This is a genomic window from uncultured Streptococcus sp. (genome assembly GCF_901875575.1).
In the GTDB taxonomy this organism is placed as follows: domain Bacteria; phylum Bacillota; class Bacilli; order Lactobacillales; family Streptococcaceae; genus Streptococcus.
This window is the reverse complement of record NZ_CABFMF010000080.1, coordinates 1-20,616: the sequence shown is the minus strand read 5'-3', so window position 1 is coordinate 20,616 and position 20,616 is coordinate 1. Positions and strand designations below refer to the sequence as shown.

At 33.9% G+C, this 20,616-nt stretch carries 20 protein-coding genes and 3 pseudogenes; 3 read left to right on the top strand and 20 right to left on the bottom strand.

Annotation, left to right across the window (positions count from 1 at the left end; all coding sequences use genetic code 11):
• Nucleotides 1-5: 5 nt before the first annotated feature.
• The 9 genes and pseudogenes from aguA to QZ114_RS09615 form a co-directional block, all read right to left on the bottom strand.
• Nucleotides 6-1,091 carry an agmatine deiminase gene (gene aguA, locus QZ114_RS09655; protein ID WP_295502669.1) on the bottom strand — a complete coding sequence of 362 codons (1,086 nt, stop codon included), beginning with the start codon at nucleotides 1,089-1,091 and terminating at the stop codon, nucleotides 6-8.
• On the bottom strand, nucleotides 1,088-2,215 hold the full coding sequence (gene nspC, locus QZ114_RS09650) for a carboxynorspermidine decarboxylase (protein WP_295502667.1): 1,128 nt from the start codon (nucleotides 2,213-2,215) through the stop codon (nucleotides 1,088-1,090). Before nspC ends, aguA begins: the two co-directional genes overlap by 4 nt.
• Nucleotides 2,215-3,474, bottom strand: coding sequence for a saccharopine dehydrogenase family protein (locus QZ114_RS09645; RefSeq protein ID WP_295502665.1), 1,260 nt, complete (start codon nucleotides 3,472-3,474; stop codon nucleotides 2,215-2,217). The genes nspC and QZ114_RS09645 overlap by 1 nt, the downstream gene beginning before the upstream one ends.
• Nucleotides 3,471-4,331 carry a polyamine aminopropyltransferase gene (gene speE, locus QZ114_RS09640; RefSeq protein WP_000366705.1) on the bottom strand — a complete coding sequence of 287 codons (861 nt, stop codon included), beginning with the start codon at nucleotides 4,329-4,331 and terminating at the stop codon, nucleotides 3,471-3,473. The genes QZ114_RS09645 and speE overlap by 4 nt, the downstream gene beginning before the upstream one ends.
• Complete coding sequence (locus QZ114_RS09635; RefSeq protein ID WP_295502662.1) at nucleotides 4,332-5,792, bottom strand: aminotransferase class I/II-fold pyridoxal phosphate-dependent enzyme; 1,461 nt, start codon at nucleotides 5,790-5,792, stop codon at nucleotides 4,332-4,334.
• A 707-nt stretch (nucleotides 5,793-6,499) separates the two neighbouring features.
• Nucleotides 6,500-6,598: pseudogene (locus tag QZ114_RS09630) on the bottom strand (type II toxin-antitoxin system death-on-curing family toxin); the annotation flags it as partial.
• An 18-nt stretch (nucleotides 6,599-6,616) separates the two neighbouring features.
• A complete protein-coding gene (locus tag QZ114_RS09625; RefSeq protein ID WP_295502660.1) occupies nucleotides 6,617-7,333 on the bottom strand; it encodes an alpha/beta fold hydrolase in 717 nt (238 codons plus the stop codon).
• Between the two features lie 3 nt (nucleotides 7,334-7,336).
• Nucleotides 7,337-7,648 (bottom strand): hypothetical protein, encoded by a 312-nt coding sequence (locus QZ114_RS09620; RefSeq protein WP_295502658.1) that lies wholly within the window; start codon nucleotides 7,646-7,648, stop codon nucleotides 7,337-7,339.
• Between the two features lie 288 nt (nucleotides 7,649-7,936).
• Nucleotides 7,937-8,821: a DUF4300 family protein gene (locus QZ114_RS09615; protein WP_295502656.1), complete on the bottom strand. Its 885-nt coding sequence runs from the start codon at nucleotides 8,819-8,821 to the stop codon at nucleotides 7,937-7,939.
• A 296-nt stretch (nucleotides 8,822-9,117) separates the two neighbouring features.
• On the opposite strand from QZ114_RS09615, the gene QZ114_RS09610 reads away from it, so the two are divergent.
• A complete protein-coding gene (locus tag QZ114_RS09610) occupies nucleotides 9,118-10,407 on the top strand; it encodes a DUF6161 domain-containing protein (RefSeq protein WP_295502654.1) in 1,290 nt (429 codons plus the stop codon).
• 91 nt (nucleotides 10,408-10,498) lie between these two features.
• Here the strand turns inward: QZ114_RS09610 and QZ114_RS09605 are convergent, their stop codons facing one another.
• The 8 genes from QZ114_RS09605 to QZ114_RS09570 all read right to left on the bottom strand — a co-directional run bounded on the left by QZ114_RS09605 (nucleotide 10,499) and on the right by QZ114_RS09570 (nucleotide 16,462).
• Nucleotides 10,499-10,816 carry a hypothetical protein gene (locus QZ114_RS09605; RefSeq protein WP_261040450.1) on the bottom strand — a complete coding sequence of 106 codons (318 nt, stop codon included), beginning with the start codon at nucleotides 10,814-10,816 and terminating at the stop codon, nucleotides 10,499-10,501.
• 670 nt (nucleotides 10,817-11,486) lie between these two features.
• Nucleotides 11,487-11,786: a bacteriocin immunity protein gene (locus tag QZ114_RS09600; RefSeq protein WP_295502651.1), complete on the bottom strand. Its 300-nt coding sequence runs from the start codon at nucleotides 11,784-11,786 to the stop codon at nucleotides 11,487-11,489.
• Nucleotides 11,787-12,116: 330 nt separating this feature from the next.
• Nucleotides 12,117-12,311, bottom strand: a complete 195-nt coding sequence (locus QZ114_RS09595) for a bacteriocin secretion protein (protein WP_295502648.1) — start codon at nucleotides 12,309-12,311, stop codon at nucleotides 12,117-12,119.
• 752 nt (nucleotides 12,312-13,063) lie between these two features.
• Nucleotides 13,064-13,456 (bottom strand): hypothetical protein, encoded by a 393-nt coding sequence (locus QZ114_RS09590; protein WP_227325630.1) that lies wholly within the window; start codon nucleotides 13,454-13,456, stop codon nucleotides 13,064-13,066.
• A gap of 78 nt (nucleotides 13,457-13,534) precedes the next feature.
• Entirely contained in the window at nucleotides 13,535-13,681 is a 147-nt protein-coding gene (locus QZ114_RS09585) for a Blp family class II bacteriocin (RefSeq protein ID WP_295502646.1), read from the bottom strand.
• 361 nt (nucleotides 13,682-14,042) lie between these two features.
• Entirely contained in the window at nucleotides 14,043-15,368 is a 1,326-nt protein-coding gene (locus QZ114_RS09580; protein WP_295502644.1) for a GHKL domain-containing protein, read from the bottom strand.
• A gap of 10 nt (nucleotides 15,369-15,378) precedes the next feature.
• Entirely contained in the window at nucleotides 15,379-16,119 is a 741-nt protein-coding gene (locus QZ114_RS09575) for a response regulator transcription factor (protein WP_295502641.1), read from the bottom strand.
• Nucleotides 16,120-16,129: 10 nt separating this feature from the next.
• The gene (locus QZ114_RS09570) at nucleotides 16,130-16,462 is read right to left on the bottom strand and encodes a LytTR family DNA-binding domain-containing protein (protein WP_000656277.1); all 333 of its coding nucleotides are present in this window, start codon (nucleotides 16,460-16,462) and stop codon (nucleotides 16,130-16,132) included.
• Nucleotides 16,463-16,662: 200 nt separating this feature from the next.
• On the opposite strand from QZ114_RS09570, the gene QZ114_RS09565 reads away from it, so the two are divergent.
• Together QZ114_RS09565 and QZ114_RS09560 are read left to right on the top strand one after the other, a co-directional pair.
• Nucleotides 16,663-17,061 (top strand): hypothetical protein, encoded by a 399-nt coding sequence (locus QZ114_RS09565; protein ID WP_000644428.1) that lies wholly within the window; start codon nucleotides 16,663-16,665, stop codon nucleotides 17,059-17,061.
• 311 nt (nucleotides 17,062-17,372) lie between these two features.
• Nucleotides 17,373-17,886, top strand: a pseudogene (locus tag QZ114_RS09560) (IS30 family transposase); the annotation flags it as partial.
• 31 nt (nucleotides 17,887-17,917) lie between these two features.
• On the opposite strand, the gene QZ114_RS09555 reads toward QZ114_RS09560, so the two are convergent.
• The 3 genes and pseudogenes from QZ114_RS09555 to QZ114_RS09545 form a co-directional block, all read right to left on the bottom strand.
• Complete coding sequence (locus tag QZ114_RS09555; protein ID WP_295502637.1) at nucleotides 17,918-18,670, bottom strand: hypothetical protein; 753 nt, start codon at nucleotides 18,668-18,670, stop codon at nucleotides 17,918-17,920.
• Entirely contained in the window at nucleotides 18,663-20,009 is a 1,347-nt protein-coding gene (locus QZ114_RS09550; RefSeq protein WP_295502635.1) for an ATP-binding protein, read from the bottom strand. Before QZ114_RS09550 ends, QZ114_RS09555 begins: the two co-directional genes overlap by 8 nt.
• A gap of 479 nt (nucleotides 20,010-20,488) precedes the next feature.
• A pseudogene (locus QZ114_RS09545) lies at nucleotides 20,489-20,616 on the bottom strand (toxin PezT); the annotation flags it as partial.

The following is a 20,616-nucleotide window of genomic DNA, read 5'->3' as shown; positions in this document are numbered from 1 at the left end:
TTCTCCTATTCTGGGATTTGTTGGGTGATACAGTGGATATTGCCACCACCTAAGAGAATATCTCTGGCTGGTATTCCGACAACTTTACGGTCTGGGAAACACTTACTGAGGATATCTAAGGCTACTTGGTCATTTTTATCCTGAAACTGTGGCACTAAAACAGACTTGTTGGCAATATAGAAATTGACATAGGAAGCAGCAAGCCTTTCACCTGCGTATCGCTCTTCTTCTCCTTCTTCGTAGGAATAACCAGGAAGATCTTCTTCTGTCACAACTTGTCGAACTGCAGGGATAGGCAATTTATGAATGGTGAAGTGACGACCTTTGGCATCTGTTTCTTGCTCTAAGAGTTCGAGATCTGCTTTTGACATGGCATACTGGGGATCGTTTTGATCATCTGTCCAAGCCAAAACAAGCTCAGCAGGACCAACAAAGGCTGCAACATTATCAACGTGTTCATTGGTTTCGTCCTGATAAATACCATAAGGAAGCCAGATAATTTTTTCAGCTCCAAGGCTGTCTAATAAGGTATTCTCGATTTCTTCCTTACTAAGATGAGGATTGCGACCAGAACTAAGCAAGCAACTTTCAGTTACGAGAATGGTTCCTTGTCCATCGCTATGGATAGCGCCACCTTCCAGTACAAAAGGTTTAGCATCGTAAACAGGCATTTCCAAGGCCTCAGCAAAACGAGTGGCTACTTGGTCATCTGCTTCATAATCTTGATACAGACCATCATAGGTTCCTCCCCAGGCATTGAAAGACCAATTCACGGCTAATTTCTGGCCTTTATCATTAAGGAGAATAGTCGGACCTGTATCACGCGCCCAGGCATCATTGGTAGGAATATCTAGATAAACAACCTTATCTCCAAGATAGGCTTGCGCTTCAGATAGATAGTCTTGCTCCACCAAGAGATAAACTCTTTCCCCTTCTGCTATGGTTTTGATAATCTGGCTAAAAGCCTTTTTAGCTGCCTTACCTTGAAAGGGCCATGAACCTGGTCGAGTCGGCCATATCATGAGGGTACCATGATGGGGTTCGTACTCTGCTGGCATACGATAGCCTAATTTTTTTGGACTGTTCATCATGATAATCTCCCTTTAAAATCTTGATACCCAAAGGCTTTGACTAAGCTGCAGTCTCCCTGTTCATCCATGAGATAGAGACTTGGCAATCCAATACCATTAAAGGTATTATTTTTGACAAATGAGTAAATGGCCATGTCTTCGAAATAAAGTCTGTCTCCGATTTGGACTGGATTTTCAAAGCTATAATCACCAATCACATCACCCGTAAGGCAGGTATTAGAAGAAAGTCTGTAGGTATGGGCTTTTTCTTGTGCTTCATAGCCATTTCTCAAAGGTGGACGATAGGGCATTTCAAGTACATCCGGCATATGACAGGTAGCTGAAGCATCCAAGACCAGCGTTTCAATCCCATTTTCGACAATATCCAATACCTCAGTTGCTAGATAACCCGCATTAAGAGCAATGGCTTCACCCGGCTCGATATAAACTTCAAGATTGTAAGTTTCTCGGATTCGCTTAATCTCAGAAATCAGCAAATCCACATCATAATCTTCTCTTGTGATATGGTGTCCTCCACCCATGTTGAGCCATTTTACTTCATGCAAATAAGAACCAAACTGGGCTTCTACTGCTTTCAAAGTTGTCTCTAAATCATCTGAATCTTGCTCACAAAGGGTATGAAAATGAAGTCCATCCACCAAATCCAACAAATCACTAGGAATTTTATCTAGTGTCACGCCAAAACGAGAACCTGGTGCACAGGGGTCATAGAGCGCGTGATCACCCTGAGTTGAACATTGAGGATTGATACGGAGACCTATACTGATACCAGCCTCCCGACAAGGAGCCCCATGCTTACGCAATTGTCTCTCAGAATTAAAGACAATGTGGTCAGTAATTTCAAGTAATTCTTCCAAGTCTGAATCTTTGAAAGCAGGTGCAAAGACATGGACTTCACCAGGAAATTCTTCCCTTGCCAATTTGGCTTCATAAAGACCACTGGCAGTAGTCCCAGATAGATACTGGCTAATCAAGGGATAGGTTTTGTAAAGAGAATATGCCTTCTGGGCAAGCAAAACCTTGCAGCCAGCTTCTTCTTGTACATATTGTAGAATGCGACAGTTGGCTTCTAACTTTGCCAAGTCAATAACATAAGCTGGTGTTGGTACATTTTCTAATTTCATTAGTCCACCATTTGTGGATTTTCAACCACAACCCAAGGCAAACCATACTCATTCAAAGCTTCCATGAATGGATCTGGATCCAATTCTTCAAGGTTGTAAACTCCTGGTTGTTTCCAAGTACCGTTCATGACTAATTTTGTACCTATCATGGCTGGAACTCCAGTAGTGTAAGAAATGGCTTGCGAACCAACTTCTGCGTAACATTCCTGATGATCGCAGACATTGTAGATGTAGATGGTCTTTTCAACACCATCCTTGACACCTGTAAAGATACATCCAATATTGGTTTTACCAACTGTACGTGGGCCAAGGCTGGCTGGATCTGGAAGTAGAGCTTTTAGGAACTGAATCGGAACGATGTCTTGTCCATTAAAGTTAATGGCATCCGTACGAAGGAGTCCAACATTTTCAAGACATTTCATATGAGTCAAGTAAGATTGACCAAAAGTCATAAAGAAGCGAATGCGTTTGACACCTGGAATGTTCTTAGCTAGTGATTCGATTTCTTCATGGTGGAGGAGATACATATCTTTTTGTCCAACTTGAGGGAAATCGTACTCACGCTTGATTGACATAGCCTCGACCTCAACCCACTTACCATCTTCCCAGTAAGAACCTGGAGCTGAAACCTCTCGTAGGTTGATTTCTGGGTTGAAGTTGGTTGCAAATGGATAACCGTGATCCCCACCATTACAGTCTAAAATGTCGATATAGTGGATTTCATCAAAATAGTGTTTTAAAGCATAGGCTGAAAAAACGCTAGTTACACCTGGGTCAAAACCAGAACCAAGAAGAGCAGTCAAGCCAGCTTCCTTGAATTTTTCCTGATAAGCCCATTGCCATGAGTAGTCAAAGTAAGCAGTAAAACCAAGTTCCTTACAGCGTTTTTCATAGATAGCTCGCCACTCAGGGTCTTCTGTATCCTCAGCCTCATAGTTGGCAGTATCGATATAATGAACGCCTGTAGCCAAGCAAGCATCCATGATGGTCAAGTCTTGATAAGGAAGGGCTACGTTTAAAACAGCTTCTGGCTTATAGCTTTTAATCAGGGCAACCACTTCTTCAACCTTGTCAGCATCAAGAGCAGCTGTCTCAATCTTTGTACTTGTTTTGCCTTCTAATTTAGCCTTCAAATCATCACATTTTGACTTGGTACGGCTAGCAATCATAATCTCTGTAAAGGTTTCGCTATCTTGGCAAATCTTTGAAATAGCAACTTGGGCAACGCCCCCACATCCGATAACTAATAAACGACTCATTTTTTTCCTTCCTCTTCTTCTAAAATGTCCTCAACATACTTGGGCAACATAAAGGCTCCCACGTGTAAGTTTGCAGTATAGTATTCTGTGAAAAGCTGGCGTTTTTTCCAGCCTTCCTTATCAAAATCTTTGACAGGGTGGTATTTTTTCGATGCAAATCCAAACAACCAATAGCCAGCTGGACTGGTTGGGATATGGGCCTGATAAACTCGACTGATTGGAAAGGCTTGATTGACCTTACGGTGCATGCTTCGGCAAGCTGACTCATCCTCGTCAAAGAAGGGACTTCCATGCTGGTAAATCATGATACCATCTTCCTTGAGAGCACGGTAACTATTGCCATAAAATTCTTTGGTAAAGAGACCTTCCGTATGACCAAATGGATCCGTCGCATCATTGATGATGATATCGTAGTCGTTTTCACAATTTCTCAAAAAGCGTAACCCATCTTGGTAATAGATATTGACCCGAGGATCATCTAGACCCGTTGCAAAATCAGGGAAATATTTGCGACAAACTTCAACTAACATTTCGTCGGGCTCTACAATATCGATTTGTTCTAGCTCAGGATAGAGGGTTAAAACTTGGGCAACACCACCGTCACCACCACCTAAAACTAAAACTTTTTTGGGATTGGGATGGACAGCCATAGGAACGTGAACGGTCATTTCATTGTAGACAAAATCATCTGCATCTGAAAACAAGACATGGCCGTTTAAAACCAATATTTTCCCAAAAGCGGGTGTGTCTAAAACATCGATGTCCTGCCACTCGCTTTTTCCTGCATATAATTGCTTAGCGGTTCGTAAGGATAATTTAACATCTGGAGTATGAACCTCTGAAAACCATAAATCCATTTAGCTCTCCTTTCTTTCAATGACATTGATATGATTGACTTCAGGATCCTCAGTTCCCTGAAGTGAACAACCACGTTCTTTAGCAAATTGGATATAATCCACTATCTCTTTGGTAATGCGTTCACCTGGTGCCAAGATGGGAATTCCTGGTGGATAACACATAACAAACTCACCGCAGACTTCTCCAACAGCATCTGCCAAGGCCAGACTTCTGCGTTGCGAATAAAAGGCCTCTTGAGGAGTTAGCACCAATTCTGGCTGGATATATTCTCCAGCTATTAAATCTTCTCCGTCCCGTGAATATAAACGTTTAATATCGGCTAGTGCGCCGACTAGACGTTCTATATCTTGTATCCGATCTCCAATTGAAATGTAAGCCAGAATGTTCCCGATGTCTCCAAACTCTATCTGGATGTCGTATTCATCACGCAAAAGGTCATAAACTTCAATACCTGTAAGACCAATTCCTTGAGTGTAAACCGACAACTTGGTCACGTCAAAATCGCAAACGGTGATGCCATCGATTAATTCCTTGGAGTAGGCATAATAACCACCGATTGCATTGATTTCACGACGAGCATACTCTGATAATTCAATAACCTTTTCAAAAGACTCTTTACCACGTAGGGCCAGATTTCTACGCGAAATATCTAGACTTGACATCAGTAAATAAGAGGCTGATGTTGATTGGGTAAGGTTGATAATCTGGCGAACATACTCAGGATTTATTTCTTTACCGGTAAGTAATATAGAACTCTGTGTCAAACTTCCACCCGACTTATGCATGGAAACTGCTGCCATATCAGCACCTGCGTCCATAGCAGATAGAGGTAATTTATCTGTAAAGTGTAAATGCGCTCCGTGGGCTTCATCAACTAAAACTAGCATGCCAGCTTCATGAGCCATTTCTGTCAAACCCTTTAGGTCTGAACAGATTCCGTAGTAAGTAGGATTGTTTATCAAGATTGCCTTGGCATCTGGATGATCCTTTATGGCCTGTGCTACTCGGTCATTTTCAAGACCTAAAGCGATACCAATCTTAGGATCCACACTCATCTCGATATAGATGGGAATGGCACCACATAGAACCAGCGCATTGATAGCAGATTTGTGGACATTACGTGGTAGAATAATCTTATCTCCTGCCTTGCAGGTTGACAGAATCATAGTCTGCACCGATGAGGTTGTTCCCCCTATCATGAGAAAGGCATGGGCTGCTCCAAAAGCATCCGCTGCCAGCTCCTCTGCATCCCTGATAATGGAAATGGGATGCCCTAGATTATCCAAGGGTTTCATGGAGTTGACGTCAATGCCAACACACTTTTCACCCAAAAGTTCAACTAACTCAGGATTTCCCCTACCTCTTTTGTGCCCAGGGACATCAAAGGGGACAATCCTTTTTTTACGTAACTTAACCAAGGCATCATAAATGGGTGCTTGATTTTGATCTAGTTTGATCAAGATATACTCCTTTCCATACTTTTAGTATCTTAAAAGTATGACATTAAAGTTTGACTTATGAAAAAAGAGCAGGATCTCACCTGCTCTACAATCTTCTGACGTTTTATGTTTGTTTCTTTTGAGTATGTCTGTTCCCGATGTTTCCGAACTCTCTAGTAGCAAATATTACGTACTTTATTGATCGTTTCACAAGATGACGTGTGCTTTCACCACACTAATAAATTATACGAATCAGGAGCTTAATCCTAACATCAACTTATAAAAGTAGGCTTTTAACCCTATCAATAATATGGTTTTTCAACCACGCTTCGGCATTCAACCCTGCCTGTCCGTAGGCATCTTTTACTCGGGTTTATATTTGCTAGAAAACATCATCTTATTTTCTAAGCCCTACTACTATATCATGTTTTGAAAAGCTTGTAAAGTACTTTATTTCTAGTTTGGAATATTTTGTTCGTGATTATCTTAAAAGATACTAAAAATAGTTACAAAAAGCAATATGAAAACGCATATAAAAGAGGCTGGTATAAAAATATTTTGATCTTAGGGATTCTTTATTACAAATTTTTACAATCTATAGATTAGAAAAAAGAGCGAACAAGACAGAATTATGAGTGTCAGATAACTCATTTTGTTCGCTTTTTATATTTAAGGTTAGACTTTTGTCCCAGACTCTTATAAATGTATCTTAACGAATCTTGTGCTTATTTAATGGTAACAGAAAAACGATAGCCATTTAATTGTATAAATTTCACCAAAACGAAGAAAGCGGTTCGTTTATTAGCATTGGCAAAAACATGCTTTTTCCAAGAAATACAAGTAGCTCATAGAGAATAAGGGAGCCACTCATTAATCATACTAGCGATTTCTTTAGGTGCTTCAGTATAAAGCTCATGGCTAACGTTTTCTAGAAGAATAGTATCAAAATAATCTGGCAATTCTTTTAAAGCTTCCTCTCTCCATGTAGCTTCATTAGAATAGCGAGGACTGATAAACAAGGTATCTCCCACTTCTCTCTTAAAAGCTTGTATTTTCCTCCGTAGGCGGAGGATCGCTTCTATATTTTTATAATTTATAGCTAACTCATACCTATTATACTCCGCATTCCAGTGATAGGACTGTCTTACGGCTTCCTCCATATTTTTTGACCAATGCTTTGCTTCGGATTTTTCTTTAGAAATAAGAACATCTAAGTCCGAAACGACTTGAGAGTCAATATAGTTCTTAGTTTCCTCTAACTCTGTATCTAAAGGTAAAATCTTATCTAAATCTAGATAGCCACCATCCAAAAGAATCAGTTTCTCCACTTCTTCAAATTCAGATGCGAGATAACGAGCTAAATCTCCTCCAAGAGAATGCCCTATCAGACAGATAGATTCTTCCTCTACAATCTCATTTTTAAACCATGATTTCAATTCTGTTTCATCTCGAAGATGCTTTTCATATGGATTTAGAAAATAGACCTGCGAATCTATCTCTTGAAGAAAATCCTTGCTATGATAGACATTGCTTCCCAAACCGCCAATAAAATATTTTTTCATTCTCTACTTAATACTATGCTTATTCATCTTTTGTTCAAAGATAGTCGTGATAATCTGGCGCAATTCTTCTCTTTCTTTTTCAGGGATTTCACCACTAGTTTGAGCTGCTGCATAAAGCTCAGGGTATTCAATAGAAATTCGCTTGATCGTACGTGTTGTTGCATGTTTTCTGACGAAAAATGGAATTTTTTTCACTAATTCTTGAGGGACTAGAGCTAGAATTTTAGCAGCAGTTTCCTTGTCACTAATCTTAGACGTCGTAAGTCCATTCTTAATCATTTGCTGTTCTTTTTCTGTAAAATCTTTTAATTCCATTTGATAAATCCTCCTATTTTCTCTATGTTAAATTATATACCAATCCATATAAAACTACAAATGGACTGTTTGGAAAGATGAAAATACTGTAAAGAAATCATTAATCTTCCTCGTCAGTTACTTCTATACTTCCTGTTGATAACCTTCACCATCTATGACATATCACTGGATGTAAGTGATAAATGTTTCATTCTTATTGGATTTCGACTGGAGGTGATTGCATTTATCTATAATGACTATCAAGAATAAACATAAAATGCCTAATACTATATCCATGTTAGATTACCTTTAGATATTAACCCACTGATCATTATCCATGATAAAAGGTTTAGCTAGACCTTCTCCTGTATAATCCTCATACTTGGTATTTAGATATTTGTAACAATCTTCTATAGTTGCAAATTTAATGGCTTGATAAGGTTCTTCAAAAGTTAATTTCTCTACAAATAAGAAACCATCATCAGCTGGCACTAGAACTCCAACGTGCCCAACAAACAAATATTCCCCATCTAAATTATCATGCAAGACTACAGAAAGCATTCTAGCTTTGTCGTTAAATTGAAATTGAGAAAAGAATTTTTCCATCTTCTCAGCATGAACCTTGACATCCGTAGTGGCTTCTGTTTTGACTCTAGAAAAAAGCACATCAAACTCTTCCTTGTCTTTGGAATCAAAGACCTTTCCCTTGTCAATGGCATCATTATCTAGGAAAAGCAAGTCATCGTTTTTTTCTAACTTAGGAATTGTAATACTATGTTTCAAGAGACAGTAACTATTGATACGACAGTTGGTGCCAACAAAATCACCTTTCTTTTGCTTCCATAGATTGCTTATTTTTTCAACATCGTACTCAGTTTTTGAAAAAGAAGAAAAATCTCCAGATAAACCAGTCGATTCTACAGTTATATTATAGTCATTTACAAGATTAAAAAAATCATCTACACTCCTTGAATCCAAATGTGCTGATAAGAGGCTTTTAACTTCTTCAGAACTAACCTGATTATTGAGATTGCTATATGAAGCCTTCCAAGAACTTGCTTCCTTAGTAGAACTAATTTGAGTCTGACTTGTTTTTTCTGCATCTCTAGTGCTAGGATTTTGATGACAGGCAGCTAATCCTAAAAGTAATAGAGAACAAATCCCTAGCCTTAGAATGTTTTTCGATTGGTTCATATATTTCTCCTTTTACAAGTTTTATAAAAACACTATTAACTAAGCATTAATAGTGTCAATTAGTTTTCTATCTTTATTATACTATATAAGTTTAAAAAAGACTGTAATCTTCAAAAATCATTGAAAATAACTTCTAAATGTTTGGACTAATCTTTTTGTAGCCTCTTTTTGACTTTCAAATAGATTAATAAGAGCAACATCAAATTCCACAATAATAGTATGATATGACTTATTTTATCCTATCTTTCTATGGTATAATAGATGATAATATAATTAATCTTTAATAGGTGAGGTTTATGAGTTATACCAAAAGTCAAGTATCAAATTTTCTAAATGATAAGATTCTCTTTAGATTCTCTATTTCTAACGATTTTATAATTGAATTTGACGATTACAAAGAATTTTTTACATTTGAAGAGCTTGAAAGAATTATAAAAAGTAACTATGATTATTGGAATTCAATTTATGAAAGTTCTCCAACTAATTTTAAGTCTACTTGGAAAAGCTTAAATGATAAGTTTAATACAGTAAAAGATTATATTTTCGGACTTAAAGAACTAAATATTGACAGCATAAGCAATCAAATTTATTACACTTTATCGACTAATCGTGAAACAAGAGAACAAGATAAGATAGTTTACATACTATCAGTAAATTCTCCCATTGACAAAGATACACAATTTCGTAAAATCAGAAGATTTGTTTCCTTCTATATTGAACAGTCTAAAAATAATCTTGATGAAGCTATCAGAAATTTTATTTATCTTTCTAAAAAAAACGATGCTATCGGAAATTATTTTTCAAGTTCATCTCAACAAATGTTTTATCCAGCACTTTATCTACTTAGAAAAAATCTTTCAAATATTAAAGACAATATCTCTGATTTTGAAACAAGTATAGTTGCTCCTCTAGCTAACCAGTTAAAAGACATTTCAGAAAGCTCAGATCAACAATTTAGAGAAATTACATCATTCATCGAAGATCAAAATAATAAAATTCAGGAACAATATGATAAAAAAGTTTCTGAGTTGGCCGAATTTCAAAAATCTGTCGACGACTGGCAGAAAGAAAAGCAAACTAAAATTAAAGATTTACAAGAAACCTATGAAAATAAGCTTGCTTTAGAAGCTCCAGAAAATCTTTGGAATAATCGTGCTGAAGAACATGAAAAACAAGCCAGAAATTGGGCAATATTCCTTGTTTTTACTATTGTAGCTTTAATATATACTTTAGGAAAACTGGTTCTCGTAATACATGATTATTCATTAAACACTATCAAAAATGAGATACCATTTATATCCGAGTCGTTTATTCTTATTTCAGTGATTTCATTTTTTATCTACATTATTAGGATTTTAATAAAAATCGTTTTGTCAAATCAACATTTAGCTACCGAATATAAGCAAAAAGCTGCTTTGACAAGATTCTATCAATCTCTCACTAAAGCCGGAACTGATATTAGTAAAGAAGAACGACTAATTATTATTAACTCATTATTTAGTAAAGTTGAAACAGGACTAGTAAAAACAGATACATCAAATGATAGTGATACAATTTTAGCTATTTTGTCAAAGAACATAAAATAAAAAGAATGCTGATACGTCAACATTCTTTTTTATAACCCCATTGATAAAATGATATGTTTTTTCCAATTAACAAACAGCTATAATTTTGTAATTACCAAAATATTTTAATAGGACTATGAATTGTTTTTAATAACTCAGTAGAATTTGCTAGATCTGATATCCTACTAAAATCTTTACGAGCTTGTTCAGATAAAATAATTCCCCCTGGCAATAATTCGCGACTAAAGAATTCATAAAAATATCTGAAAGATTGAGCAAATGCAACACCATCTAATTTCATTTCAGATACTATTTTACTAACTAGACTATAAGCTTGGAAATATTGTTGTTGAGGTAAGTTCATTTCTTTAAAGCTAGTTTCAAATTTTACGATTGCATCTAAACATTGATTTCTAAACTGTTGATTCATTTCGATACTCCTTCATTACTATAACATCCTGCTATTATCACAGCTATTTCTGATACAACACCATTTACTACCGATTCTATATTCATTTTGAAATTCCGAGAGTTCCAATTTAATTTCGTATATAGATAATCATTCCTACAAATAATATTATCTGAAAACATTCAAATGATAACTACAATCCAATATGGAATGTCTCCTACAATATCATAAATAACACACAAATTACATGATTTAATATAAAATTTAAAAATCTGAATTGCTTTTAATATTTTTTATACTCTCTAAAAGCACCTTTATAATACATAATCAGACCTAATATAGCAATAAATTTATGAATAATAGTATTTGATTCGAATAAAATGTTAATGACTATCCCAGTCATTATAAAACTAATTGCAATTATCAAACGCTGCTTCATTTGTACCTCAACTTTCTATTTCGTAGAAAAAAATTCAGTTCCTATCCAAAAGCCTATAATAGCTCCACCATATCCCCTTAAAGAAACAATCCCTTCTCAAAACATGAGAGTTCACCTTCAATGCTTGATAGCATTGCTTCATCCATTACTTCAAATTGTTTCACCTTTGTATTCATCACGAATATTTCCTTACATTTATATTAATTTTTTATCTTGTTACAAATTTGGTAAGTTTTTTCTGCTCATTTTTCCTTATCTCGTTATACCAAAAGAAATTAATCCTTGAGCTAGATTTTTACTCAATTCTCCATATGTGGCAATTTCTTTATAAAATGTCGCAACCTTTGGGCTCAATGATTTCTGACTATGAATCCCACTAACAGCCTGCTGACGAAGAGCTTCTGACAACTCCATGACAACTCTCTGCTCATTTTTTGTATTCTCTAATAGAGTTTTATAACGTAATAAAATATCTCGTTCATTTTTATGAATCTCTGTATCTAAAATCAAATTGTAAACCTTATTGAGAATTTCTTCTGTTCTCTTATCCATAAATTATCCTCTATAACCTGAAAGACAATAGCTCCTACCCAATGATGATATCCAACCATTAGCCATGACATCTTTAGTTAACTCAAAACCACACTTAGTTACAATATACCCATTCTCAATTTGGAAATTAACAGATGAAACATTGTCCAAACATGTAATGAGGCTAAAAAGTATCGTCATCACAACCTTATAAAGTTCCCTTTTGGTTTATTCCTTTTAAACCTATACAAATTAATAGTATAGTGGCTATGATATCAACAATATCTGGTGACTTTAGTAAAGACAAGACTCCTAGAAAAATAATGTAAAATATACTAATTACTTTTCTCATTATCTATAAAAACTATCTGCCGCTAGCCCGCCTGTTGAAATCGCAAATGCAATACCAACAGGACCAGTAAATGCAGTTAAACCTAAATAAATTGACATACCAACTAATACTACACAAGTAGGATTTAATCCACCAGAGTACTCTTGTAAATCACTGTTTTTTAGAATTGAAAACTGACTCATTGAACTATTCATTGTACATCCTCTCTTTTTAGCAAACTCGCATAGCTGTATCACCACCTAGAATCGCAGCACCAGCAGGTCCAGCGTATAAAAAGCCTATCTCAGTCATCCCTGCCCTACCTGAAATACATGCCAAATCATTTTTACCTCCTTCAACACAATAATAGAAAGAGCATCAGCTTTGAACACATTAACTTGTTCTATTGTTTTTGTATCCATGATGAATATCTCGTATATAATAGAAATCTTTTGTCAGATTATAACCTTGACAAGTTCAGTATAGCAGAACAAAATCGATTTTTACCACAAAGTATTTACATGTTGCTAACTCCACTTATTTTCAAATTTAAATAGACACATTATCGGAGTTATCAAAAAGTCTTGAAAAAGTCCAGAATGATTATAATCTGATTACCCAAAATATGATTTAGACATAATTAGTTAATATCATTCTGCATTACTAGTTTAATTTGATACAGTGCAAATCGAAAAATTAATAGCAATAATAAAAAGCCATTTCCAAAAAACAAGAAATACATTGCTAAATCACTCTTTAAATAGTATAGAAACCAAATAAGCATCCAAAGTATGCTCATTTTTATAAAGATATTACTTACTATCCATTCAATCTTTAGCAAGAGATAATTAACTATGTTCATTATAACAATCTCCATATTTCCATCCTCATCATATCTATAGCTCAATCACTTTACTACTATGTCTCAAAATAATTTATTATTATATACTATAAGTAAAACGCTAACTCATTCTTTTTTTGAAATATGTAATTCGATATTATTCGAGGAAATAATGTATCCTACTGTGAATAATACTACAAATATATGAGTATAAAATAATACAGATGACGACTTATAACCATCTATAACGACAAAAATAATTGATAATAGTAACAGAAAAAATGTAGGTGCTAAAATCTTTTTAATAAATTGCTTGTATCGATTAAAGCATAGTTCAAAACTGATGTTTCCTCTCTTCTTATTATGCGTTAATAAGTGAATTAGCAACTCAAAAAACACACTACCTACAGAAAGAACTAAAACTTCGCTTATTGGAACATTTAGAACTATTCCAATCGCACCTATTATAAAAAAAGATATAAAAAGAGCTAAAATTAGCCTAAATTCACCACTTTCCATCAACTAACCCCTTTTCTATAAAAATCTAGCGATAGCCCATATAGCTGTGCAATATTGTGCTCATAAAACACCTCCAGCCTAAGTTCCAGATCTTGGTGCAACCAAACTACCAATCATTGCTCCTGCTAATGTGCAAACTTCCCCTTCACTAGCTGTTCCTCCCTCAATACTAGCCAACATTTGGGTATCCAAAACATCAAATTGAATCGTTGTCTTTGTTTCCATGGGGAATACCTCCATATTAATTTTTATTATTTTTGTCGGATTGCAATTTTGACAAGTTCATTATAGCAGGAAAAAAGAAATTTTTACCTCAAAGTCTTTAAATGTACTTTTTTCATCACGAAACGTATTTTTTCATGATTTATAACCTTTCAAGATTAAAAATAAACCATTTTAAAATTTATTCCACAAATCGCTGCTAGATATTGTAAAGTCGTCACTCTAGCTTTTTTGCCCAGTTTTATTGTTATGACTATTTCCTAACTCATTTACAGGAACTAGCTAAAAAATAATGTATATAAAGTCATAACAAAAAAGTCCCCCTTAAAATATTCTATAGAATATCCTAAGAATGGCGACTCTTTTAAAGTTCTATTTCCAAGATCTGTGTAAAGATATAATTTTTACTTGTGGTTTTCAAACATACATTTGGATAAGATTTTAAAATTCTCCGAACATTGGCCAAGCCTATACCCCGACCTTCTCCTTTTGAAGAATTATCACGCTTGAATATATCTCTCAATTCTATCTCTCTTTCTAAAGTAGAATTTTTTACAATCATGACTAATTTATTCCATTCTGTATCTTCAAGGAAACAAACTGCTATTCCTCCTTCTGCTGAGGACTCTATAGCATTATCTAACAAGATAGAAGTAATTGTTAAGAAGTCAATTTGTTCCATATTTTTTATAGAGAACCGTTCACTGATCTCCAGGGAAACTGGAACAGATAAGTTTTGGGCCTCTGATAACTTAGATAATAGTAAACTCTTTAGCGCCAAATCATTGATATTTCTTAGATGTGCTACATCAAAACGCTTGCCTTTTAATTTTTCACCAGAATTTTTCAAAACACTATCATAAACTTGAGAAACCAGATTAATATCTTTTTGATCTATACCTATTTTTAAGCTCGATAAAATATTAGCATAATCATGTCTAAAGCTTCTAATTTCTTGATACAGCCCCTCAACTTGTTGACTATAATTACTAAGATTTTGCAATTGAATTTCTTTTTGTAGAACGACTTTCTCCTGTAGTTCTTGAAGTAATCTTCTATCCAAGAGATTAACAAAACAAATAAACAATAAAAAGTAAACTGCTGTCCATAATTCTTTATAATCCAACATTCTATCCCAACTTACTTTATCACTGTAGTTTATATAAGATGGTAAGATAAAATAGGCTAGCATTAAAATATCCGCAGTAATTAAAATAAATTTTGTCTTTCTATCCAAATTCTTTATTTTTAAATGACTAAAATTATATCGAAAGAGACTAATAAGAAAAAACACAATAATTTCAGCTAATAAAGAGAAAATCATTGTTCCTAGATTAGTTTCATATAGTCTATACAATATTGGAATCTTAGAAATTATAAAGTAACCTAAAAAATTTCTGATGACATCCCAAAATCCAAGTGGAAATAATGAGTAAAAAAGTAATAAAGAGACCTTACTTCTTAATTCACCAATAGACAAAGTATACAAGATAAAAAAAGTAGGATAAATCAATAATGACCCAAGAAAGTAAAATTCAGTTGATTTAAATAAAACAATAAATAGGAATGATAAAGGATGGAACAGAATAATGGACATTACTACTTTTTTTAGATTTAATTTCTCACCTACAACCTTAGTATGGATACATAACAATAGAAAAACACCTATAATATTTAGAAAAAATATCATCTAAATCTCCTTAGTCATGAAGTCTTTCGATAGCTTTCATAAGTGGACGAATTTTTAATCTAGAGACAATACAAGAGGACCCGTTCTGAAAATGAACTAACCGATTTTCTTTATCAATTAAAGATATATTATAAGGATTTACGATAAATGATCTATGACATTGAAATAAACGTGGTTCCTGTTTAAGAATATCTGACAATTGTCCATAAAATTCAACTATGTCTCGTTTGGAATAGAGAGTCAACTTATGAGCAATTGTTGATGTTTCAATATACAATAAATCTTTAAAAGGGACTTGAATTTGAGCTTTGGATCCTGTAAATATAAAAGAGTCCTCAGATACTGTTCTTCCTTGATTATCGCTAACACTTGAAATAACATTTTCAATTCGTTTGATAAATAATAGTTCAGGTAATTCTTTATCAATGAAATCAATAGCTGATACTAAATATTCAAAAGATACAGGCATAAACTCAGAATGTGATGTTACAAAAGCAATCACTGCTTGAGAATCAAGTTTTCTAATTTCTCTAGCAACGTCTAATCCTCTTTTGTCATCATCTTTTATTTCGATATCAAGTAAAAATAATTGATGATTTCCTCTCTCTGAAATGTCCTCTAAAAGCTGTTGAGGTTTTCCATAAACCTCAAAATGCCTATACTCAATCTTATTATCCACCAAAATTTTTTTGACAATATTTTCAATTCTAGTCTGTTGTAAAAAATTATCTTCTAGTATAAAAATATTCACTACTTCACTCCTATATATTTTTCCACTGATTTTTTAATATTGTAAAGTGTCTTCTAGAACAAGCGATGTCTGATACTCTATCATCCATAAACATAATCGTTCTTGTCTCATGATTAAATCCTGCTATTTTATCTTTATTTACAAGAAACTTTCTATGGCATCTAATAAGTTCTTCTGTACTTTCCTCTTCGATTTTAGCTAGTGAGGTTGAAGCTTCAAAATTCCCTTCGGCTGTTACAAAAAGAACAGCATGAGCTTTTGTTGGGTGAGTTGTAACATAATAAATTTTAGAGAGTGGTACCTTTACGATAGCTCTATCTTGATATAAAATGTAGTCTTTCATATTTAGCCTCCTTCTATTAGTTTAATCTTATCAGAATGATGGAAATTAAATTATAAAAATCTCAAATGGTTTCTATACTATCTCAAATGGTAAAAATTTTCTTAATTTAGACATTTCATGATAAAATAGATACTTTTTAGTATCTCAATAATATTAATCTTTCTTCATTTGATAAACTAATTTCTAATGAAAGGAAAGCTATGAAGGCAATTCAAATTTTACACTACTCTTTATTTGGCTATATTTTATCTCTGTATTTAAAATATTATTTCTTAAAAAAAACATTCAAAAATACAAAAATTTTACAAGGACATAAGATTAACTACAAATATAAATCTTCTACTTATTTTATCATAAAATCAGGGGCTCTAACATCTAAAAAAATGAAACTCTATTTAAAATCTATCCAATTTAGTTCAAAAAAATCAGAAGTTATCATCATAGGCAGTCAGATTGATTATGATGAGCTTTACCGAAACCACTATAGTGTGTTTGGTGTTATAGACATAACTAATAATAAATCATTAAAATATATTAAAGAAAAAATTCATTTTTACTTGGAAGCGATCTATGAATTTAAGAAGGATAATAGTGATTAAGTCTATGAAATAAAATTTCAAGTCTTACAACTTTATATCCGTAATTACCTAGCCATTAATTTTGATTTCTTCCTCCATATGCTAGAGTTTGATAGCAAATTCAAGTTTTGTCTTAAAGTAGTCATATTTTGTCAGTCTTCTTTTTTCTGAGTTATTGAGATTGATTGGAACTTTTGAGGCTGGGCAAAATATCAATTCCTGAAGAAAATGGAGTAAATCTTCCCACAAGAAAACGCATAATATCAAGTTTTTTTAACACCTGAGACTATACGTTTTTTGGTTCTAAAAAATTTTGCCCACCTTAAATGAGTATTTCTACCATCTACTACTGGATTCATCATGGAAAATTGGGGCTAACGAAACAGGATCTGCTTTATCCTAGAAAAGGAAAAGCAAACAAGAAACAAGCTAGTCAGAACTTTAAATCCGCTGGTAAATCTATCGAATAGCGTCCTGAAGCTATCAATCTGCGATTGGAGAATGAACATTATGAGATTGATACCGTTCTACTTACAAGAGAGAAAAACTACTGTTTGCTTGTCTTAACGGATCGAAAGAGCAGGCATCAAATCATCCCATTGATTCGAAATAAAAGCGCTGAGGCGGTCAATCAGACTCTAAAACTCATCTTAAAACAACATCAAATTCGTTCCATCACGGTAGATAATGGAACGAATTCAACCGCTTGTATAATGTATTTTCTAAGGAATATATCTACTTCATTGAAAATTTGATTAATTACTATCCTAAAAATGTTTGAACTAGAAGTCACCTAGAGAAGACTTGTTGCTGGCTTACTTAAACTTGAAATTTGACCTCTTATGAGTGATTAAATTACTTCAATTCCTAGTCAAAATTAATCTACTTCCATATTTTTTTCAAAGCTATCTAATATTTTAAACAGAATATGCAAATTCGTATAACCCTGATTCATCTCTAATCTACGTATCTGTTGCCAAGAATCCATATAATTCTCCCCCAAGGCTTTTCTCTCAAAAATAGCAATCATCTGGTAAGGATCATTATCTATATCATCCAATAAATTATCTACTGCTACTGTTTTGGATTCGCTAGGTAAAATCTTATCAAACAACACATGTTCAAGATTGATAGAATTAAAATGAACGGAATATGTAATGGACTTTTTCTTCACTGTCAATGAACTTTCAGGCAATTCCTTAATAACAGATACTAATTTTCTGGCTTTCTTCTGCCGAATTCTTTGAACGCTATCTCTTTTAGCTGCATTTTCAAAGAGAATTTTTTTATTTACCAAATCATATTTAAAAGCATTGACACTAGCATCAATGCTATAGTCGTTAGGATTTATAAATACACCATCAGTATCTGTTACAAAAGCAACATGAACAATCTGTGAGGCAGATAATTTGCTCTTTCTTAGATAACTAAGTAATTGGTCTTTTAAAATCGTAGTTCCATTTTTCCTTTCATTTTCACTCGAAGTAAAAATATCTCCATTTTGGATATCTATCGTAATATCAGATAAATTTAATTTCTGTTTAAATTCATCTACAATTGAATCCAGGCAGTCCGCATCCGTACTTCCTTCAACAAAAATCAAGAAAACCTTTTCTTCTTTTTTACTCACCGATATACTTACCTGCCTTTCTAAGAGCACGTCGCATTTTAGATTGACTCTGCCCTTTATAAAGCTCTTCATCTGCTCCTCCAATTTGAATAGAACGTAAATATAGGTCTCGAAGGTTGTTCGTCATCTTCACTCCCTTTAGAGTGATATATCGATTTTCTCTATTTGTCGTTGAAAAACGAATTTTGCGGGTTGGTAACATTTCTAAAATTCTAAGATTATGTGAAGTGAAAACCAATTGTCCACTGGCATCATTGGAGAAGATTTCCATCAATTCACCTAATAAATATTCAAATATCCCTGAATCGATTTCATCAATAAAGGCAATAATTCCTGGTTTATTGAAGACTTCAATAAGAAAACCAATCATACTGATAATTTTTCTAATTCCTTCAGATTCATGAATTAAGGAAAAAGTTTTTCCGTTGCGTTGTGCAAGGAAATTTACATTATAGTATTGATTTTCTTGTGAATCAATCGTCGAATCCCCCACGGTCATCTTCAAGGTTAAATTAGGAATAATAACAGGAATAATTTCATTCATGTAGCGAATGGTGTCTTCATACACAGTAAGAAGTTCTTGCGGTATAGGAGTACCTCCTTTATTTAAGATTGCAGGTAGTCCACCTTGGAAAGCATGATTCTCATTTTTATAGTTAATATTGATAGGCATAGCTCCCATACCTGTCAAATTCGCATACCGCTGGGTATAAATTCGAATATGACTACAAAATTCTTCTAGAATCTGGTAGGCTTTCTTTTCTATCTCTTTACCTTCTTGCTTTTCTAATCGGTTTTTAAATTCCTGGGAAAAAAGAACAGAAGATTTAGCTCTTAGTGCAGCATCTGCTAAAACTTCTATAGCATCCTTACTTATAAACTTGGAACGTGACTTCAAGCTTCCTTCTAGTTCACCCGATTCATCTCGTTCTAAAATTGTAAACTCAAATAAACGTTTGAACTGTGTCCGTGGTCTAAATTCTTTATAAGATATTATTTCATGTGCAAGATATACATTCTGTTCCACTGTAGATTCGTCTGAAATAAACTCAGCCTCATACCTCAGTAGAAGATTATTTTCAGACTCAATTTCTATACAAATCTTTGGCAGACGCTCTTCACTCGTATTGAAAATCCCAAAACTATCTTCAGGAATAGATTTTCCTGCCATAATAGTTTTTAAAATATCCATAGCGTCCACTACTGTTGTTTTACCTGATCCATTTTGACCATAAATACCCAAAAGATTAATGTATCCATTACTATCATAAAACTTTATATTGCCATGATCTACATTTTTTATTTGTTCAATTGTCAGTTCTCTCAATTTAATTGCCATTTTCGATAACTCCTAAATATTTCAACATTATTATATCACTTTTTTATAAATAAAAAAAGAGAAATGATATAAAAAATTCCTTTTTTGTCTTGTTTTTAAAAAAACAAGACAAAAAGGTTTAGTTATCTATAATAACTAAGATTCAACATATACATGGGAATGACTGTCAGTAAATGTGCCAAGCCTATCAACCAGGTAAGATGAAAAGACAGACCTATCACCTCCCCACCACATATAATCCGAATCATACTGGTAGCGTAATACAAGGGAGAACACCAGGTCAGCTCACGGAGGCAAGTAGAAAAGGACTTAGCCCTGTGCAATACAGAACTAAATCCTTCGGATAAATTAATTGTCTAACTTTTTGGGGTCAGTACATTCAACACCTAATACTATGCGTTTTTTCTATTCTAAAGACTTTCTGCCACCTTAAACAACTAACAAAAGTTATCAGTAGACTTTACTTTAAAATTTGTGTTCTAACAACCATTTCGATTAGTTAAATCTTTCAATCTTTCTTCTCCAGATTTAAGCATCTCTTTCTCCACTTGATTCCATTCTCCAAATAGTAAATCATGAAGAACGGTTGCTGCTGAAGTTGTATTTT